Below are 14,196 nucleotides of genomic sequence, written 5' to 3'. Positions count from 1 at the left end.
GGCATGATAGAGGCTATGGAGAAAAGCGCTGCGCCCGCTTGGGTAGCTAATTATCAGCCCGGTGTCCCTGCCGAGATCGATCTGCCTACTGAGCCACTGAGCCGTATGTTTGAGCAGTCGGTGGCAGAAGCCGGAGCCAGTCCAGCCACTGAATTTTTCGGTCGCCGCACCAGCTACACGCAACTAGGCGAACAGGTTGAACAGGCTGCCGAAGGCTTGCGCACACTGGGCGTGCGCGCTGGGGATCGTGTGGCGCTGATCCTGCCCAACTGCCCACAGCACGTCATCGCCTTCTACGCGGTATTGCGTCTTGGCGCAGTTGTAGTGGAACACAATCCGCTGTATACCTCCCGCGAACTTCGCCACCAGTTTGAGGACCACCAAGCACGTGTGGTCATTGTCTGGGACAAAGTTGTTTCAACGGTGCAAAAGTTCCCTCAGGACGTGCAGATCGACGCCATTGTGTCGGTCAACCTACTTGACGCGTTCCCACCGATCAAGCGTTTGGCACTAAATCTTCCGGTCAAAAAACTGCGTGAAACCAAGGCTTCGCTGACGGTGCGCATTTCGGGAACCACCAGCTGGAAAGAGCTGCTCAGCGGCGGACGTCTGGATGCGAGTCATCCACACCCTGGGGTAGATGACCTGGCTGTCATCCAGTACACCTCTGGAACGACCGGCCATCCCAAGGGCGCAATGCTCACCCACTTCAACCTTTATTCCAACGCCTTGCAGGGTGAAGCGTGGATGCTAGGGGCCAAGGAACGCGAAGAAATTCTCTACGCGATCCTGCCAATGTTCCATGCCTTTGGCATGACCCTTTATCTAACCTTCGGGGTGAAAAAACAGGGCCTGCTGGTGCTGTTCCCGAAGTTTGATGCCGAGATGATACTTGATGCCTGGAAGAAATCTCCAGCCACGGTTTACTGCGCAGTTCCACCAATTTATGAGCGCACCGCGTTGGCTGCTAAGGAACGTGGCATGTCGCTCAAGAGTGCCAAGTACTGCATCTCTGGCGCGATGAATCTTCCAGACCACGTAGTGGAACTGTGGGAATCGATGTCCGGCGGCCTATTGGTTGAGGGATACGGTATGACCGAGTCCTCCCCGGTAGCACTGGGCAATCCTTTCCACCCAACCCGTCGTACCGGAACCATTGGTGTTCCATTCCCATCAACCCTGATGAAGGTTGTTGACGTGGAAGATCCCTCCAAGGAAGTAGCTCAAGGTGAAGCTGGCGAGCTGATGATCAAGGGACCGCAGGTCTTCCAAGGCTATTGGAACAATCCTGAAGAGACTGCCAAAACCAAAACTGCCGATGGCTGGCTACACTCAGGTGATGTGGTCACCGTGGATGAAGATGGTTTCACCCAGGTGGTTGACCGTGCCAAGGAACTGATCATTACCGGTGGGTTTAATGTTTCCCCCACAGAAGTTGAAGTAGCCCTGCGCCAGCACGCCGATGTGGTTGACGCGGCGGTCTTCGGCAAGCCTTTGGCTCGCGGTGGCGAGATGGTTGTAGCGGCGGTCCAGCTGGAACCAGGTGTTGAACTGAACGAAGACGGCCTGCGGACCCATTGCCGTGAACTACTAGCTGCCTACAAGGTACCCAAGCGTGTAGTGGCGGTCGAGGAATTGCCCCGCTCATTGCTTGGCAAGATCCTTCGCAAGCAAGTCAAAGACGAGCTGACCGACACGATCTAACGTAAGCGTGGCATCGCCGAGAGCAACTTCTGGGTGTACTCGCGCTGCGGGGAGCCGAAGATCGAGGCGGTATCACCGTGCTCGATGAGCTTTCCTTGGTGCATCACGGCCACGGTGTCGCTCATGTGTTCAATGACCGACAGATCATGGCTGATGAACAGGTAGCTGGTTCCGGTCTCCAACTGGATCCGATCCAGCAGATCCAGCACGGTGGCCTGAATGGACACATCCAACGCCGATACCGGTTCATCAAGAACTAACACCGAGGGTTCCGGTGCCAGCGCACGGGCGATAGCTAAGCGCTGGCGCTGACCCCCGGAGAGCTCGCGTGGGTTGCGGGCCAAGAGGTCTGCGGAAAGTTCTACCTGTTCCAAAAGCTGAGTTACGGGCTTTCGGTATTCGCTGGCGCGCTTGGATTTTCCGCGGCTCAACGCATCGGTGAGCAACTGTCCTACGGTGTAGCGCGGATCAAATGAGCCCAGCGGGTTCTGATAGATCGCACCCATCTGCTCTCGCAGGTTCTGTCGCTGTGAGGCAGTGCTGGGGGCGAAGCGCTCGCCGAGCAATTCGACGGTGCCGCTATCGGGCTTTTCCAAACCCAAAACCATACGCGCGGTCGTGGTTTTTCCCGAGCCTGATTCGCCCACAATGCCCAGCGTTTTACCTCGCGGTAGCTCAAAGCTGACCGAGCTGACGGCTAGGTGCTTGCCGAAGCTCTTGGATAAGTCTTTTACCGACAATGCCGGGGAGTGTTGTTCGGAGTCCTGAATCTTTCGTGCCGGACTTGTTGTTTCCTCGGCTCCAAGATCCGAGAGCGCGGTGAAGCGAGGGACCGAGGAAGGCACGGCCCTTAAGAGCTTGCGGGTGTAGTCATGTTGCGGGTGTTCCAAGATTTGCTGTGTAGGCCCGGACTCAACAATCTCACCGTGGCGCATCACTGCAATGTCATCGGCGAGGTGGGCTACCTGGGCCAAGTCGTGGCTGATCATGAGGATGCCACGGCCCTGTTGTTTCAGCGCGCGAAGCTGCGAGAGGACTAGAGCGGTAAGTTGCGAGTCCAACGCGGTGGTGGCCTCATCGGCAATGACCACCTGCGGGTTGCCAACCAAAGCCTGCGCAATCAACGCACGCTGACGCATACCGCCCGAGAGTTCGGTGGAGCGCTGATTGGCTCGCACCTCAGGTTCTGGCATGCGTACGGATTTGAGCACTTCGAGAACTCGCTGTTTGCGTTCTGCGGATTTCAACGCAGTGTGTTCTTTGAGCCCGTCATTGATCTCGCGTCCCACCGGGCGTAAAGGATCCAACGCCATTAAGGCATCTTGCAAGATCAGGGAGAGAGTATTTCCGCGGATTTTCTGCCAGGCTCGGTCCGAAAGCGAACGAGCATCGTGCCCACAGATGTCCAAGGTACTTGCGGTGACGGTGCCACCGGAAAGTCCGAGAAGACTTCGTGCGGTCACCGATTTTCCAGACCCTGATTCGCCCACCAAGGCAAGGACCTTTCCCGCCTGAACGGTAAAGGAAATGTTTTTTACTGCCGGTGTTCCGTCAAAACTTACGGACAGATCTTTGACGGTGATCAGAGTTTGCTCGCTCATAGTGACTTCACCTTTCCGCCCAAAGCGCGGCCAATCAGGGTTGCAGAAACTGCCACGGCAACGATGGCCAAGCCAGGGAACAGACTCATCCACCACGCGAGGTGAAGGTAGGTGCGTCCTGCCGATAACATGGCGCCCCACTCAGGTGCTGGAAGGGGCGTGCCCAAGCCGAGGAAGGATAGCGCTGCCGCCCAAATCACTGCTTGACCGATGCCCAAGGTGACCAGCGCCAACAGTGGTTTCAGTGCGTTCGGGATTAAGTGGTTGCGCGACTTGCGCCACGTGCCACGTCCTAGGACCGTGGCAGCTTCAAGCATCTCTGAATTCTTCAGACTACGGATTTGGCTGCGTACCAGTCGGGCATAACCAGGGGCCGTTGACAGGCCCACGGCAACGATGGCCGGTCCGACGCCGGGCCCGGTGAAAGCAATGATCAGCAGGGCCATCAACAGAGATGGAATAGCGTAGAGGGCCTCAAGGATGCGCAGTATGATCTCATCAAGCCAGCGCGGAGACAGCGCAGCAATGGTGCCCAGCACGATGGCTAGTCCCATGCCCAATGCCGTCGCGGCCAAACCAATGGCTAGCGAATCGCCGGCCCCGTGGATGACGCGAGTATAGATATCGCGGCCCGATTCGTCGGTACCGAAAAAGTGGGCCAGCCCTGGCTTTGCAAACGCTTGCGTTGGGTTGATGGCCAGTGGGTCACCGGGAGCCAAAACAGATGGTGCCAACGCCATCAGTAGCCATAGGCCGATAACCAGTAGGCAACAGATTTTTGCGGTGCGGCTCATCGTGACTCACCTGCTGGATTGATCATTCGTTCAATGCCTTCGGAGATGGCCATGACCACGATGTAAACCAACGCGGAGAACAAAGCGATGCCGGTAACCATGGGAATATCCCGGGCCAGCACCGCTGAGAGTAAAGAACGTCCCAGTCCCGGGCGGGCAAAAATCGCCTCAACCACTACCGCGCCGGAGAGTAATGAAGAAAATGCCCAACCGGTCAGGCTCAGTGCGGGCAGGGCGGCATGGCGCAGGCCATGGCGCCAGAAGAGTTTCAGTCGGCTTTCACCGCGAGCTCGGGCGGCCAGCGCAAACTGGCTACCCATCGCTTCGCTGAGTGAATCTCGCATTAGCTGGGTGAGGAATCCAGCCAAAGGCAGAGCCAGGGTGAGAATCGGAAGTACCAACCCGTGGCCGGTGCCGTTATCCACCGCTGGAAGCCAACCCAGCGCTGAGGAGAAGAGCATGATCAGCACGGCACCAAGCCAGAAGTGTGGAACCGCAGCAGCAATGATCTCTAGCAGGTTACCCACCTGGGATCCGATGCGGCCTGCACGCATGGCCAGTGCAGAAAAACAGAGCGCCAAAAGCCAGGCGGCGGCCAGCGCCATCAACGATAGCCATAAGGTGTTGGGCAGTACCTCGCCCATTACCTGGGTCACCGGCTGTTTCAGCGAATAGGAGGTGCCAAAATCAAAGGTGGCGAGCTTGCCTAGGTACAGCAAGTACTGGGTGATGACCGGTTGGTCCAGTGCATACTCGGCTCGGGCCGCGGCCAAAGCTTGAGCGGAGGCTTGAGAGCCTGGTCCGCCCATAATTGCCTCGGCCGGGTCGCCGGGGATCAACCGGATGGCGATGAAGATGGCCGAAGCCACCAGCCATAACACCACCAACGCCCCGCCGACCTTGCGACCGGCCCAAGCCAGCGTGTTCATCAGATGTTACTGATCCAAGAAGGTGTCGAAGTAGATCGGGGAGGACACCGCAGTGGTGGCGCCGACACCGTGCACGTTCTTGCCGTAGAGGAAGTGGTTCTGCTGGTCATAGAGCGGCAAAACGTAGTAGCCCTCAAGCACAATCTTCTGTGCCTGCTCGTAGAGCGATGCGCGCTGCGCTTCGTCCTCGGTCTCTTCGGCCTGCACCAGTAACTTGTCTAGTTTGTCGTTTTTCACCTGTGCATTGTTGGCGAAGTAACCCGACGGTGCTGGAACGGTGGAATCGGAGTGGTACAGAACGCGCAGTACCGATGGGCCAACCTTGGTGTAAGGAGCCGAGACTAGGTTGTACTCATGCTTGGCCAGTGCGCCGTACCAGCTGGACAGGTCAAGCAAGTCGATCTTCACTTCAAAGCCCACGGCCTTGGCCTGTGCTTGGAACTGCTCAAACAGGGACTGCTCGGCAGGTACAGACTGGTTGGTGGATACCGGGAAACGCACGGAAAGGCGCTTGCCATTCTTGGTGCGGTAACCCTGAGCATCACGTTCGCTCCAGCCGGCCTCATCAAGCAGGGTATTGGCCTTGGCAGTATCGGTGCCAAAGAGCGCTTCATCGGAGTAACCCAGTGGTTCTACCGAGGAGAGCAACGAGTAGCTACGCTTCGCTGTGCCGAAGAATAATGCGCCAACACCGGTGTTGGCGTCCACTGCGCGGATAAAGGCTTCACGCACTTTTTGGTCATTAAATGGTGCCTTGGAGCTGTTGAGCTCAATGCGGTTTGCCGAACCCGGACGCGGTGCATCCAGGTGGCCTAGGCCAGCATCTGCTGCAGACGCGATGGTATCTGGCTGGGCGTTATCAATGACATCAACTTCGCCGGACTGCAGGGCGGCATAACGGGTGGCCGCTTCCGGGATGAAGCGCCAGGTAATGCCGTCGAGGTAAGACGTGGAATTAGCACGCTGATCATTAGGGACCGGCAAGACGTAGTCATCGTTGCGGACCAAATTGACGGCCTTCTGATGTTCCCACGAAGCCACCTTGAAGGGACCGGTGCCAACTGGCGAAGTGCAATTGGTGGCCTGATCTCGCTCTAGTGCTTTGGGGGACGCGATGGCGGTCCAAGGCATAGAGAGCGATTCAAGCAGAGCGTTATCTGGGGAGGAGAGTTTCAGCGTCGCGGTCAGCTCATCTTTAACCTCAACCCGAACAACCTTGCCCACCGCGAGGTAGCCGGTGGAGGAAGCGGTGTTTGGGTCCTTGAGGTGTTCAATGTTCTTTTTGATTGCCTCGGCGGTGAGCTTGGTGCCGTCGGTGAACTTGATACCGTCATGCAAGGTAATCGTGCGGGTCAATCCGTCTTCGGAGACTTCGGTCTTTTCGGCCAGCCAAGGGATGATCTTGCCTTCAGAATCTTTGGTGAACAAGGATTCAAGGAATTGGCTTGCTACCAGGGCTTGTGGGTAATTGCCGCCCACATGCGGATCGAGGCAGCTTGGCTCGGCATCGCCCGAAGCGTAAACCATGGTGCCGCCGGTGACCGGTTTTGCATCTTGTGTTGATGAGCCGGTGCTGCCCGCAGATGAGCAGCTGGCCAGAAGTGCGCCGATCAGAGGCAGGGCAAAAGCCCCGGCCAGAATGCGCGAAGAGCGCGAGTTGCGTTGCATGAGAAGTGACTTACCTCGGTGAGCTAGTGGAATGACCATTCCAACTTTAGCCCTGTGCAGAGAATTCGTCAGATCGGCGCACTATGGCGCCGATCTGACGAACTTCAACGCAGGTTGGGCAACGCCAGTTTTTACTTTTCGCTGGCTACGGTCAGGCGACGGTTCTCGTGAGCTGGAGTTTCGATTTCGTCGAGAATTGCGACGGCGAAGTCCTGGCTGGAAACAAAATCGCCAGCAGGTGAATCGGTGCCCTGCGCGTAGCTACCGGTGCGGCGACCTGGTGCAATCACTGGAGCTGGTGCAACAACGGTCCAGGTGATTCCAGAGACCGAGGTGAACATGTCATAAACAGCTGCTGCGGTCAGTGCTTCAGCCTTGTAAGCTTCTGGGAAGTCTGGGCTTTCGACCAAGCGAACACCGTTAACTTCGGTTGCGCCTGCGCCGCCAACAACGATCAGGCGAGCTGGGATGAGGGTTTCGGTGATTTCCTCGAAGGCATCCAGGTATTCCTGGTGATCCCCGCCCGTGCGCGATGGTGGCACGGAAATGACGATAACGTCATTGTTCTTGCCTAGATCGCGGTAGGTTGCGATGTCGTTGAGTTCAGCTGCGACGGCGGTGGTGCCGGCAACTTCGTTGCCTGAACGAGTTACCGAGGTGACTTCGTGTCCGCGGGAAATGGCTTCTGCAACAACTTCAGTGCCGACCATGCCAGTGGCTCCGTAAACTGCAATCTTCATAGTGAATCTCCTTGGTAGTGGAATGCGTTATGACACGATGGTATCCTTTGAATACTGACTACTACAACGAAACTAGGTTTCCTAATGGATAGCCATGAGTCATTTAACGTCTTCGTGCAAAACTGTCCTTCACGTGAAATTATGCAACGACTAGGGGATAAATGGACACCTCTGGTGCTGCTCGCGCTTGCTGAAGGACCACAACGTTTCTCTGTATTACGTTCGCGGATCGGTAGCGTCACCCCAAAGGTACTGACCAGCACCCTGCGCACCTTAGAACGCGACGGACTGGTCAAGCGTACGGTTTTTGCGCAGGTGCCGGTTCGTGTGGACTACGAACTCACTGATGTTGGACTCAGCCTGCTTGATCCCATGGAAATTCTGCGTCGTTGGTCAGAACAGCACGCAGCTAAGGTGCTCAAAGCACGCGACGAATTTGATTCGCGCGAAGAGATCAACACCTAAAAGAGCTCAAGACTTAACCGCTTAGCGGATTCTGGTTGTTGCCGGTCAGGAGTTCTGCAGCGCTCACCGGGTTAGCAGATAATGAGTCTTTGGGATCCGGATGGACCGCGTGGATGAGAGGTGTGGAAGAGATGACCGCGTCGATTCCGTCCAATGCCATGACATCAAGCAAGGTGCGTTGGGTAGGACGCATCATTTTTAGTTCGTCACGCTCCTGCGCCGCAAATAGCTCGGCAGGCTTGGCCCAATGGGAGCGTACGGCCTCGGTAGTTTGATGTGCTGGTGCTTGTTCTGGGTCTAAGGCTGCAACAAAAAAGTAGGTATCAAATCGGCGGGGGAATCCCTGCGGAGTTACCCAATTAGCCCACGGGAACAGCTGATCAGCCTGAAGTCTCAGGCCGGTTTCTTCAAAAACTTCACGAAGTGCAGCCGCCAGAATTTCTCCGGCCTTTTGATGCGCTTGTCCTTCGCCTTCATCCCATACGGCGGTGTTGGCCCATTGCTGGCGGTGTGCCTCAATGATCGCGGCATCAAGCTCTCCGCGGTTTACAGATTCACCATCTTGCGGGTCTACTCGGCCACCTGGAAATACCACCATGCCGGCAGCGAAGTCCATGGTGGACACCCGATGCTGAACAAATACCTCCAGCCCATCAACCCGTTCACGCAGCATCAGCACACTGGCTGCTCGACGAATCGGGACGGTATCGGTGGGCACGAGGCGTTGTTGGCTCATGAGCACCAGTATGTCCTGTTATCTGGGGCTAAGCCAGCAACTAGTGGCCCTCACCCGAGCGCTAGGAGCGTTCTTCGCGCAGAGACAGTGCCGCCAGCGGACACATTTTGACGGACTCTTTAGCTGCTGGAAGCTGCGTGTCAGACACCGTGAGCATTGCCGAACCTTCTGGGTTTGACGTTCGAGACAACGGGTATCCCCAAGGATCAGAAGCTAGTGATTCGGGTAAGAGTTCAACGCACAGTCCGCGTCCCTGACAGCGGGTCCAATCAATGTGTAGTTCGGCGCTCATGAGTGCATCTCCGATGTATGTAGGCAGGTTCCGTTCAGGTGGGCGGTGAGTTCATCGTCAAAGATTTGCAAGGAACTCAGCGCCAGTCGGGCGGTAGCATCCGGGTGATGGCAGGCCCCGCGACCGGTCACTAAAGAGCTGAGTCGGGCGATGCGTTCTGGGAGTTCAAAGTCTTCAGACAACGTAGCCAGGGCATGCATGTCACGAGCCAGGGTCGGCAGACCATGCACACATGGTCCACACTGGCCGGCCGAAGACTTAGCCAGGTAGTTTACGATTTCGGCTGTTCGGACTAATGGGCAGTTGCCATGTGGGAGAAGTTCAATGACCCCAGCTCCAGCAGCCATTGTTTCTGTGCCGGGATACTTGTTGATGTCAGTGACCAGCCGCGTCGACAGGTTCCTACTCCACGTCCCATGGAAGCCGCCCACCAGTACCGCCTGCGCGGAATGCGGGTTGATGCCCAACTGATCCAGCACCAAGTCCAGTGTGCATCCGCCGTGCACCTCTACCACTTGATATTGGCCTTGGTCATGGACGGTCAGTAACCGACTGCCCGGATCCTTGTTGGTCCCGACGGTCCGAAACCACATGGCGGAGTAACGGGCTATGAGTGCCAGATGAGCCAGGGTCTCCACATTCAGTAACAGCGTTGGGGCACCGCCCAGCCCGAGATCACTCAGATGCCAACGTGGATTTTGTGGCAGTGATGCGCCACCTTCCAAAGAGGAAAGTACGGCGGTAGCTTGCCCGGCCAGGAAATGGTCTTCGCTGGCATGCAATTCAACCTGAGTGTCGCCGCGTTCGGCCAGCGCTTGTTTGAGCAGCGGGTGGTCCACGGCTTCAGCAACAAGATAGCTTTCATTAGCACCGATGATCCTGGCGGTCAGCGCCAGCCCATCGAGTACCAGATGAGGTGCGTGGGTTAACATCATGCGGTCCTTGTGGCTGAGTGGTTCGCCTTCAGAGCCGTTGCCAATCACTACCGGTGCGCGGCCGGTGCGAGCCACCGAACGAAGTACTGCGGCGATCTTTTGGGAGGTGGGGAAGGCCCCACCGCCGCGTCCGGCCAGGTTAGAGAGCTTCCATTCAGCCAAGATCCATCGATCTTTGGTGGCTTTGGGTAGTGGTCCGAAAGCTGAAAGGTGTTCAGCCAATCGTGCTTGGGGTCCGGCTGTGAGAAGCCGCGGTTCATCCAGTGTGCCCAAAGGGGCAGTTGGAATGCTGGTGGTTGTCATTGCTTGACTCCTTCGCGGGCTTGGCGGCGGGCAGCCGCATGGTCGTGGTAGTTCGAGGTGATGCGCCAGATGATGGCGGCAAGGAAGAGCACGATGCTCACAATGGTGGCGCCTTGGTACCAAAGGCTGGTTGCATCGGTGCCGTTGCCCAACCCGTGCGCTACTGAAATCGGCCACAGCAAATAGGAGGAAAGATGGATGCCGTTGAAGACGCCTTGGCTGATTTTCTGTCGAAGCAACCCGGTGATCGTTATAAGCAGCATCAACAGCAATGCCACTGTTCCTAAGCCCTGCCAAAAAGGTTTGGTCTCGCCCAAGAAGGGGACAAAGAGATCAATGACGTGCATCTTCGCGTAGGAATCGGCGAGCAGGCTCAGCACATGCAGACCCACAAACAGCAAAGCGAGCAGGGAGAAACTGCGGTGCATTAGGCTCAACGTGTAGCGCGAAAGCTTGCCTAAAGGGCGGCCCGAACGATTAAGGATACCCAGCAAAACTGACCCGGTGAGAAGGGAAAGGCTGATGATGCCGCTGGTGCGCGCGATGGACCAAAAGAGCTCATCCATAAAGGCTCATCTGCCCTTCTGTGCTACTTTCCTCGCTGGCAGGTGCTGGCCAGCGTGAGGTGCGGTGTACCTGAAAATCGGAGTCCACCAATCGGGCCGCGAGATTTAATGATTCAAACCAGTCCAAAGCCTTGGTCCCACGCACAATGCCCGCGGTGCTGTAGGTGTTGGCCACCAGGCAGGTTGGGGCTGCCACCGTAATGCTGGACCAAAGTGGTTCGGCTGGTAGGCCAAATGCTGGGTCCAAGATGTGGTGCATAGGCAATCCGCGGTTACTCCAGCGACGTTTGCGAGTACTGGAGGTAGCCAGGGCAAAACCGGCTTGCAACGAAATCTGCTGCCCAGGATCATCCTCGGTGTCTTGAATTATCACCTGCCATGGAGCATCGGTTACTCCGGCGGTGGCGATGTCACCACCTAACGAGATCAGTACGGCGGTGTTCAGCTCTTCGGCAACTCTGGCTGCGGCCCAGTCTGCGGCCGTCGCCTTGGCAGTAGCACCCAAATCAAGCGCGGTGCCCTGCGGCAAGGTGAGCTTGTTTCCCTCCAGCTTGATCTGTGGCCACAAGATGGGGCGCAGTGGGCGTTGGCTGATCTGCACACCGTGCACGGAAGTTTGTGGCAGCTGCTGGATGTCGCGGTCATAGCCCGATTCAACGAGATCATGTCCAAGCAACGGGTCAACATTCCCGTCACTGGCCCTAGCTGACTGTAATGCGCCATCAACCAGCATGGCGAGGGTGGCGGAAATTGGGGTTGCATTAGCACCTGTGCGGGCAAGGTGCATCAATTCTGAATCATCACGGAAGCGACTACTTGCTAGTTCCACATCGGTGAGTACTGAATCCACGAGGGCTTTGGCCTGCTGAATTTGTTTGCCGTCGTGAACAGCCAGGCTGGCTTCCAGACCCCAGATACGCCAGGTAATTTTGTTGTTCATCTTAGGACCCCGAAGACTTGCCGCTGACCGAACCGCCAGAACCCGGGGTGACTGCAGAAGAATCCTCGTCGCTTGGGGTATCCCACTGGGAAGAGGTGTCGGTGCCCGAATCAGTAGCCGACTCATCGGTGCTGGTGTCAGAGCTTGAGCCAGTGGAAGACTCGGTGGTCGAACCGGTGCTGGAATCAGTTCCGGTGTCAGTTGATGAATCGGTAGTTGAGCTATCGGTGGTGGTGTTTTCTGAGGCTGGTGCAACTTCTTGGGACTGCACAGACTCGTCGGTTTGCGAAGCTGTAACGATGGCCCCGAGCCCGATGACGGCCACGCTGGTGGCAGCGACTGCGGCGCTGATACGCCGGGAGGTTCGACGCTGTTGAGCAAATGGTCTCATGATGGCCCTTTGGTAGTTGAATGTCTTGAAGTTTGTACCTTGATATTCGCAAGGCATTCTTTGGCCATTGCCTGCTGTTTGTAGCAGGATCCTATGAATACTTGAGCACGCAAGTTTCACTTTTGAATGCTGGACCGTGCACGAACGCACACTGACCTGCGGAATCTGCACAACACGAAATCGTTGACCCGGAATGTCTCAGAGCCATAACTTTGCAGTGAGACTTGCAACTCAGGTCTGCATCGCAATGACGCGCAAGAAGGGGTAACAAAGCCAATGACTCAAGAATTGAAGCAGCCTGTGAACAGTGGAAATGGTTTGCAAGGCCGCAGAGCTTTGGTGACTGGAGGAGCCTCGGGTATCGGCTTGGCCTGTGCACAGTCCTTGTCTGACGCTGGTGCCATCGTGACTATCGCAGATCTTAATGAAGAGGCCGCCAACCAGGCCGCGGCGAGTCTGGGCGGCAAAGCATGGGCGGTGGATCTATCGGATACCAAAGCATTGGAAAGCTGCAGTGTTGATACCGACATCCTGATCAATAACGCAGGAGTGCAGCGAGTAGCTCCCATCCATGAATTTGATCCAGAAGCATGGCGACTGATTCACCGGCTGATGTTGGAGGCGCCGTTCTTGCTGATTCGTGCCGCGTTGCCGGGAATGCGCGAACGCGGTTTTGGTCGAATCATCAATATTTCATCGGTCCATGGTTTGCGGGCCAGCGCGTTTAAGAGCGCCTATGTTTCGGCCAAACATGGGTTGGAAGGGCTTTCGAAAGTGACTGCGCTTGAAGGAGCGGAGCACGGGATCACCAGTAATTGCATCAACCCGGGCTATGTCCGCACGGCGTTGGTTGAAAAGCAGATTGCGGATCAGGCGAAGATTCACCAGATTCCAGAGGCAGATGTAGTTCAAAAGATCATGCTCACCGAGGCCGCGATCAAACGGCTTGTTGAGCCCGAGGAAGTGGCCTCCTTAGCGACCTGGCTAAGCGCCGATGCGGCGGGAATGGTTACCGGAGCTTCCTACACAATGGATGGAGGATGGAGCGCACGCTAGATTACGCCGACTCAATTTCCAGGCTGTTGCGCTTTTAGGCTGGCGGGAAAAGTAGGGTCCCGCTGGCAGCAACCGCAATGATGGTCCCCGTTGCGGCCAGAGCTAGTAGTAGAGTCTTGCCGCTTTTGGAGAAGATGCTGCGTAAGTGAACTCCCAGACCGAGTGCAAACATGGCCGAGGACAACAGCAGTGTTTGAACTACTGAAGCACTATGAAGTACTGCCTCTGGTAGGTCCACAGTGCTGCGCAACAGCATCGTGGCGACAAAGCCAACGATGAACAGCGGCACCAGCGGGGGATGCTTTTCTCCGTGAACCGAGTGCTTGGTCCGCATGTACACTCCAACGCCGGCGACTATTGGGGCAAGAAGCAAAACCCGGGCAAGCTTGACAGTGACAGCAACGCTCAACGCAGCACTACCGACCGAACCGGCTGCTGCCACTACCTGCGCCACCTCATGGGTGGATGCTCCAATAAGCATTCCCGCACCGTGCTCATCTAGACCCAACACCATGGCTATGGCAGGCATGGCCGGAATCATGAGCGTGCCAAATAGAACCACCAGCCCCACGGCGGTGGCCACCTGATGCTCTTTGGCTTTGATGGTTCCCTCCGCGCCGGCAACAGCTGCGGCACCACAAATAGAAAAGCCAAAGGCAATCAACAGGCGCTGTTCAAGCTCCAAACCTAGAAGCTTTCCAATCCATGCGGTGAGAAGAAAAGTCACCGATACAGATAAAAGCACTACTAGGAGCACACCGGGACCAAGGCTCAGAATTGAATTCAGTGAGAGTTGAAATCCCATGACAACAATTCCCAGACGTAAGAGGCTCTTGCCCGACACCGCAATCCCGGGATCAAGGTTTTGAGGAACTGATACAAGATTTCGCCACACGATGCCAAGAACGATGGCCAGGAGCAAGGCGCTCAGTGAGTTGAAGTAGTGGTTGGCCAGTAGGCACAGCGCGCCAACCGCCAGGCAAAGCAAGACCCCGGTCGCCGCAGTCGGCGTCCGTTTAGAAGACGCCAGAATTTCGGTGGACCGCATCGGGGAAGCTAGGTGCTGGTTCATACTT

15 protein-coding genes are annotated in these 14,196 nt (G+C 56.6%); 3 read left to right on the top strand and 12 right to left on the bottom strand.

Annotation, left to right across the window (positions count from 1 at the left end):
• Positions 1-15: 15 nt before the first annotated feature.
• Positions 16-1,704: a long-chain-fatty-acid--CoA ligase gene (locus tag ACT3RW_RS14700; RefSeq protein WP_444614259.1), complete on the top strand. Its 1,689-nt coding sequence runs from the start codon at positions 16-18 to the stop codon at positions 1,702-1,704.
• Here the strand turns inward: ACT3RW_RS14700 and ACT3RW_RS14695 are convergent.
• From ACT3RW_RS14695 to ACT3RW_RS14675, 5 genes are all read right to left on the bottom strand, one after another.
• On the bottom strand, positions 1,701-3,305 hold the full coding sequence (locus ACT3RW_RS14695; RefSeq protein ID WP_444614258.1) for a dipeptide ABC transporter ATP-binding protein: 1,605 nt from the start codon (positions 3,303-3,305) through the stop codon (positions 1,701-1,703). The two genes, ACT3RW_RS14700 and ACT3RW_RS14695, sit on opposite strands and share 4 nt — an antisense overlap.
• Positions 3,302-4,099, bottom strand: coding sequence for an ABC transporter permease (locus ACT3RW_RS14690; protein ID WP_444614257.1), 798 nt, complete (start codon positions 4,097-4,099; stop codon positions 3,302-3,304). The genes ACT3RW_RS14695 and ACT3RW_RS14690 overlap by 4 nt, the downstream gene beginning before the upstream one ends.
• Positions 4,096-5,028 (bottom strand): ABC transporter permease, encoded by a 933-nt coding sequence (locus tag ACT3RW_RS14685; RefSeq protein ID WP_444614256.1) that lies wholly within the window; start codon positions 5,026-5,028, stop codon positions 4,096-4,098. The genes ACT3RW_RS14690 and ACT3RW_RS14685 overlap by 4 nt, the downstream gene beginning before the upstream one ends.
• Positions 5,029-5,034: 6 nt before the next feature.
• Positions 5,035-6,696 carry an ABC transporter substrate-binding protein gene (locus ACT3RW_RS14680; RefSeq protein WP_444614255.1) on the bottom strand — a complete coding sequence of 554 codons (1,662 nt, stop codon included), beginning with the start codon at positions 6,694-6,696 and terminating at the stop codon, positions 5,035-5,037.
• A 131-nt stretch (positions 6,697-6,827) separates the two neighbouring features.
• On the bottom strand, positions 6,828-7,436 hold the full coding sequence (locus ACT3RW_RS14675; protein ID WP_131089217.1) for an NAD(P)-dependent oxidoreductase: 609 nt from the start codon (positions 7,434-7,436) through the stop codon (positions 6,828-6,830).
• Positions 7,437-7,520: 84 nt separating this feature from the next.
• On the opposite strand from ACT3RW_RS14675, the gene ACT3RW_RS14670 reads away from it, so the two are divergent.
• A complete protein-coding gene (locus tag ACT3RW_RS14670; protein WP_444614254.1) occupies positions 7,521-7,901 on the top strand; it encodes a winged helix-turn-helix transcriptional regulator in 381 nt (126 codons plus the stop codon).
• A gap of 13 nt (positions 7,902-7,914) precedes the next feature.
• Here ACT3RW_RS14670 and ACT3RW_RS14665 read toward each other — a convergent pair whose 3' ends face one another.
• The 6 genes from ACT3RW_RS14665 to ACT3RW_RS14640 all read right to left on the bottom strand — a co-directional run bounded on the left by ACT3RW_RS14665 (position 7,915) and on the right by ACT3RW_RS14640 (position 12,064).
• On the bottom strand, positions 7,915-8,637 hold the full coding sequence (locus ACT3RW_RS14665; protein ID WP_444614253.1) for an NUDIX hydrolase: 723 nt from the start codon (positions 8,635-8,637) through the stop codon (positions 7,915-7,917).
• A 61-nt stretch (positions 8,638-8,698) separates the two neighbouring features.
• Entirely contained in the window at positions 8,699-8,929 is a 231-nt protein-coding gene (locus ACT3RW_RS14660; protein ID WP_444614252.1) for a ferredoxin, read from the bottom strand.
• On the bottom strand, positions 8,926-10,167 hold the full coding sequence (locus tag ACT3RW_RS14655; RefSeq protein WP_444614251.1) for an NADH-ubiquinone oxidoreductase-F iron-sulfur binding region domain-containing protein: 1,242 nt from the start codon (positions 10,165-10,167) through the stop codon (positions 8,926-8,928). The genes ACT3RW_RS14660 and ACT3RW_RS14655 overlap by 4 nt, the downstream gene beginning before the upstream one ends.
• Entirely contained in the window at positions 10,164-10,733 is a 570-nt protein-coding gene (locus ACT3RW_RS14650; RefSeq protein WP_444614250.1) for a ferric reductase-like transmembrane domain-containing protein, read from the bottom strand. The genes ACT3RW_RS14655 and ACT3RW_RS14650 overlap by 4 nt, the downstream gene beginning before the upstream one ends.
• Entirely contained in the window at positions 10,726-11,673 is a 948-nt protein-coding gene (locus ACT3RW_RS14645; RefSeq protein ID WP_444614249.1) for an FAD:protein FMN transferase, read from the bottom strand. The genes ACT3RW_RS14650 and ACT3RW_RS14645 overlap by 8 nt, the downstream gene beginning before the upstream one ends.
• Before the next feature lies 1 nt (position 11,674).
• Positions 11,675-12,064 carry a hypothetical protein gene (locus ACT3RW_RS14640; protein WP_444614248.1) on the bottom strand — a complete coding sequence of 130 codons (390 nt, stop codon included), beginning with the start codon at positions 12,062-12,064 and terminating at the stop codon, positions 11,675-11,677.
• Positions 12,065-12,340: 276 nt separating this feature from the next.
• On the opposite strand from ACT3RW_RS14640, the gene ACT3RW_RS14635 reads away from it, so the two are divergent.
• Positions 12,341-13,120: a 3-hydroxybutyrate dehydrogenase gene (locus ACT3RW_RS14635; RefSeq protein WP_444614247.1), complete on the top strand. Its 780-nt coding sequence runs from the start codon at positions 12,341-12,343 to the stop codon at positions 13,118-13,120.
• Positions 13,121-13,154: 34 nt separating this feature from the next.
• Here ACT3RW_RS14635 and ACT3RW_RS14630 read toward each other — a convergent pair whose 3' ends face one another.
• On the bottom strand, positions 13,155-14,192 hold the full coding sequence (locus ACT3RW_RS14630; protein WP_444614246.1) for a YeiH family protein: 1,038 nt from the start codon (positions 14,190-14,192) through the stop codon (positions 13,155-13,157).
• Between the last annotated feature and the right edge of the window lie 4 nt (positions 14,193-14,196).

This window comes from Glutamicibacter sp. AOP5-A2-18 (genome assembly GCF_052446055.1).
Taxonomy (GTDB): Bacteria; Actinomycetota; Actinomycetes; order Actinomycetales; family Micrococcaceae; genus Glutamicibacter.
This window is presented reverse-complemented; position numbering and strand designations above follow the sequence as displayed.

What these genes read in the sequence shown, in the direction of transcription:
- ACT3RW_RS14665 (WP_444614253.1), bottom strand. Translation starts at nt 8,637, where the DNA reads ATGAGCCAACAACGCCTCGTGCCCACCGATACCGTCCCGATTCGTCGA.
- ACT3RW_RS14635 (WP_444614247.1), top strand. Translation starts at nt 12,341, where the DNA reads ATGACTCAAGAATTGAAGCAGCCTGTGAACAGTGGAAATGGTTTGCAA.
- ACT3RW_RS14695 (WP_444614258.1), bottom strand. Translation starts at nt 3,305, where the DNA reads ATGAGCGAGCAAACTCTGATCACCGTCAAAGATCTGTCCGTAAGTTTT.
- ACT3RW_RS14630 (WP_444614246.1), bottom strand. Translation starts at nt 14,192, where the DNA reads ATGAACCAGCACCTAGCTTCCCCGATGCGGTCCACCGAAATTCTGGCG.
- ACT3RW_RS14660 (WP_444614252.1), bottom strand. Translation starts at nt 8,929, where the DNA reads ATGAGCGCCGAACTACACATTGATTGGACCCGCTGTCAGGGACGCGGA.
- ACT3RW_RS14690 (WP_444614257.1), bottom strand. Translation starts at nt 4,099, where the DNA reads ATGAGCCGCACCGCAAAAATCTGTTGCCTACTGGTTATCGGCCTATGG.
- ACT3RW_RS14645 (WP_444614249.1), bottom strand. Translation starts at nt 11,673, where the DNA reads ATGAACAACAAAATTACCTGGCGTATCTGGGGTCTGGAAGCCAGCCTG.
- ACT3RW_RS14680 (WP_444614255.1), bottom strand. Translation starts at nt 6,696, where the DNA reads ATGCAACGCAACTCGCGCTCTTCGCGCATTCTGGCCGGGGCTTTTGCC.
- ACT3RW_RS14655 (WP_444614251.1), bottom strand. Translation starts at nt 10,167, where the DNA reads ATGACAACCACCAGCATTCCAACTGCCCCTTTGGGCACACTGGATGAA.
- ACT3RW_RS14685 (WP_444614256.1), bottom strand. Translation starts at nt 5,028, where the DNA reads ATGAACACGCTGGCTTGGGCCGGTCGCAAGGTCGGCGGGGCGTTGGTG.
- ACT3RW_RS14650 (WP_444614250.1), bottom strand. Translation starts at nt 10,733, where the DNA reads ATGGATGAGCTCTTTTGGTCCATCGCGCGCACCAGCGGCATCATCAGC.
- ACT3RW_RS14640 (WP_444614248.1), bottom strand. Translation starts at nt 12,064, where the DNA reads ATGAGACCATTTGCTCAACAGCGTCGAACCTCCCGGCGTATCAGCGCC.
- ACT3RW_RS14670 (WP_444614254.1), top strand. Translation starts at nt 7,521, where the DNA reads ATGGATAGCCATGAGTCATTTAACGTCTTCGTGCAAAACTGTCCTTCA.
- ACT3RW_RS14675 (WP_131089217.1), bottom strand. Translation starts at nt 7,436, where the DNA reads ATGAAGATTGCAGTTTACGGAGCCACTGGCATGGTCGGCACTGAAGTT.
- ACT3RW_RS14700 (WP_444614259.1), top strand. Translation starts at nt 16, where the DNA reads ATGGAGAAAAGCGCTGCGCCCGCTTGGGTAGCTAATTATCAGCCCGGT.